The sequence below is a fragment of the Microvirgula sp. AG722 genome (genome assembly GCF_003269145.1).
In the GTDB taxonomy this organism is placed as follows: domain Bacteria; phylum Pseudomonadota; class Gammaproteobacteria; order Burkholderiales; family Aquaspirillaceae; genus Microvirgula; species Microvirgula aerodenitrificans.
Genome location: NZ_QLTJ01000038.1, coordinates 1 through 3,393, shown reverse-complemented (window position 1 = coordinate 3,393; position 3,393 = coordinate 1). Strand labels below are relative to the sequence as shown.

Sequence of the window (3,393 nt, the reverse complement as noted above, 5' to 3'; positions counted from 1 at the left end):
TCCACGTCGTCGCCCTCGCTTCGACCCTGCGAGAGACCGCCGCGGAGATGGAAGCCGACCGCCGCTCCCTTGCCCTGGCCCCCGCCGTAGCTGGCGGCGAGGCCGAATCCGCCCTGGCTGCCGTGCTGTCGGCGGCGCTGTTGCTGCCAGTGCCGGGCGGCTTCAACGGTGAGGGCGCCGTCCGCGCTCAGGCTCAGGTCGCCACCGGCGCGGATCTCGCTGCCGCGCAGCCGGATTCCGCTGTCCTCGCCCGCACCATGGGCACGGAGGCTGGCGTCGCCGCCGGCCACCAGTTGGGCACCCCGGGCCTGTTCGCCGTGCCGTTGCTGTCGCTGCTCGTTGCGGCTGTTGCCCACGGTCAGGCTGACGGTGACGCCTCCTCCCTTCGGATTGGCCTTCAGCGCGTCGTACAGGTTTTTGCCGGCCAGGGCGCCGCCGGCGCCGGCCAGCAGTTTCAGTCTCGGGTCGTCGCTGTCGGCCGAGGCCTGCTGCAGCTGGCGGGCGGTTTCGTAAGCGGTGATCACCGGGCTGCTGACCCGCAGTGACAGACCCGACTGGCGGAAGATGGTGTCGTTGCGCTGTTCGCTGCGCTCGCGGGCTTCGCCCAGTGTGATCCGCTGCGCATCGAGTCCGATGTCGCCGCGGGGCGCCAGCACCTGGCTGCCGGTCTGCCGGTAGTCACGGCCGGCGGACAGGGTCACCCCGCCGTCGGTGGCACCGACCAGGCTGGCCACGGCACGTTCCCCCTCCTCCCGCTGCCGGTGCCGCTGTTCCTGCTCCCCGGCAGTGAAGCCGATGCTGCCGCCCCGGAACACCCCGCTGGTCAGTTGCTGCCGGTAGTGGTCAAGCGTGTGCCGGCTGTACCCGGCGCTGAGCGCCAGGTCGCGGCCGGCCTGCAGCCGGGTGTCCTGTGTCGACGCTGCCTGGCTGGCGCTCAGTTCAAGGTCCCGGCCGGCCTGCAGCTGCAGCCGCTCGCCGCTGAGGGTGCTGGCCCGGATCTGCTGCTGGTCCAGTGTGTCGCGGGTGGTCTCCAGCGTGCTGCTCAGCTGACCGCGGTGCTGTACCTGCAGCAGCTGGTCGACATGCTGCCAGGCCTCGCCGCCGATCAGGCGCAGGTCGCGGCCGGCCACGGCGGCCAGGTCGCCGTGTTCGCTGCGCGCCTGCACCGCGCGGGTATGCAGGTCGCGGCCGGCGCTCAGTACCTGGTCGCTGCGGCTGTGGAGCCGGCTGCCGACGTCGTCGCGCCGGGCGTCGTGGCGCCAGTTGCTGTTACTCCATTGCGTCAGGTGCGTGCTGCCGGTGGCGACGCTGCCCAGGCTCAGGTCACGACCGGCGTGCACGCCGGTCTGACCCCGGCTGTCGAGTTCTGCCCCCATGACCTGCAGGTCACGACCGGCGCGCAGGGTCAGCCGGCCATCGCCCCCGCGCAGGGTCAGCCGCGCCACCTGGTCAACATGGGTGCTGCTGCCCTGGGCATGCGCCGTGTGCCGGGTGGTGGTGCTGACGGTCAGGTCGCGCCCGGCCTGCATGTCGAGCCGGGATGCGCCGTCGACGGCGGTGCCGTACAGCCCGATATCGCCCGTGGCGCGGAGGTCGAGCTCATCGCCGCTGATCCGGCCACCGGCCAGCCGGATCTGGCCGGCGCGCAGCGCCAGTTCGCGGCCGGCAAGCTTGCCGCTGCTGTACAGCGTGCCGTCGATCTTGAGCCCGATCCGGTCGGCCGACAGCAGCGCACCGCTGCCGTCAAGGTCGCCGGGCCGGACCTGCACGTACAGTTGCGGCACCAGTGCCCGGGTCGTGCTGCCGTCCGCCTGCCGGATGTCGTGCTCGACCAGCCACACCATGTCGCTGGTCAGTTGTGCCATCTGTGCGGCGCTCAGCGCCACGCCGGGCACCAGTTGCCACGCCCGCGCCTGGGTCACGCCGCTGTCCAGCAGTGCCCGGTACTGCGCCTCGTCGTTGCGATGCTGGCCGAGGAAGCGCCGACCGGTCAGCGCCATGACCTGTTCGCGCACCAGCCGCTGTTCATGAAAGCCGTCACCCAGCCGGCGCTGGACATGGCGCGGGTCGACCTGCAACTGGGCCAGTTGCGCATCCGACGACAGCCAGCGCCGGCGGTCGGTATAGCGCGGGTCGGTTTCGACCACGTAACGGTCCGGTTCCTGTGCCGGGCGGAACAGGCGGCTGTCATCCTGCTCCAGCTCCAGTCCGCCGGTACGGACCACGCTGTCCGGGCGCTCCACCTCGGTCCACGCCTTCTTCCCCGGCCGTGGCTTCAGTTGCGTGCCGCTGCCCACCGGCTGGCTGTGGCCGCGATAGTCGACCACGCCGAGGCCGATCGTCTGCTCGGTCTGCGGTGTGTACGGCCGCGACGCGTAGCCCTGCCAGTCCTTCTTGTGCTTTTCCAGCAGGCTGGGGGTCCGCTTGATGCGCCAGTAGCTGTCGGCGACGCCATCGTCGCGGACGATCCGGGTGCCGGTCGCGTCGAGGTTGTCCAGCTTGCCAATGGGGCCATCCAGCAGGCCGCCGGCGAGGATGTGGCTCTTGTCGTTGATCAGCCGGTCCGCCTCCAGCCATATCCGGCCCCCGGCCAGGATCCGGCCGGGGGCCGACGTGGTGACCCGGCTTGCGTAGGTCCGCCGGGTATAGCTGTACTGGATGTAGCGGTCGGTCTTGCCTTCCGGCGTGCGCAGCCGCATCACTTCGTCTTTGAAGTTCTCGATGCCGGGCCGCTCACGCCGGTAGCGGTCTGGCGAGCCATACGGCTGGAATTCGGTGATGGCCTCCTCGCTGACCGGCACCACCTCGCTGGCGAAGTGATCGTTGTCATTGCGGATCTGCGCCGCCGCGATCTGCAGATCGCCGAGCGCCTCGATGGTGCTGCTGCGGTTGACCAGCGTCTGCGCCCGGCCGCTGGCGCGGCCTTGCGCGTCCAGCGTGCCGCCGATCGCCAGCCCGCCGGCACTGAACAGCAGTCCCCGTTCCCGGTTCAGCAGCGACGCGGTGCCGACGTCCAGCTGTTCGCTCGCGGCGAGGGTGCCTCCCTCTTCGTTGAGCACGGACGCGCTGGCGATCGCCAGCCGGTCGCCATCGATCAGGCCCAGGTTGTGCAAGCGGCCGGCGATGTGCAGCCGGGTCTCGCCGGCGCGGATCTCGCCGGTGGCGGCGTTGTCGAGGGCGGCAGCGCGCAGTGTCAGGGCGCCCACCGCGAGCAGTTTGCCGTGGTTGTACAGATGCCCGCCGACATGCAGTGCGGCCTCGCCGTCGGCCTGCCACTGGCCGCGATGGGTGACGTCACCGTCGACATTCAGCGTCAGCGCGCCCCGGCTGGACCACTTGCTGTCGGGCGCCGACAGCGACCCCGCCCGCAGTGTCATCTGCCCGGCCTTGACC

1 protein-coding gene is annotated in these 3,393 nt (G+C 71.1%); it reads right to left on the bottom strand.

All coding sequences use genetic code 11. From position 1 onward, the window contains the following. Window positions 1-3,393: hemagglutinin repeat-containing protein (locus DFO50_RS18640; protein ID WP_199489901.1), on the bottom strand; the 3,393-nt coding region annotated here is incomplete at both ends.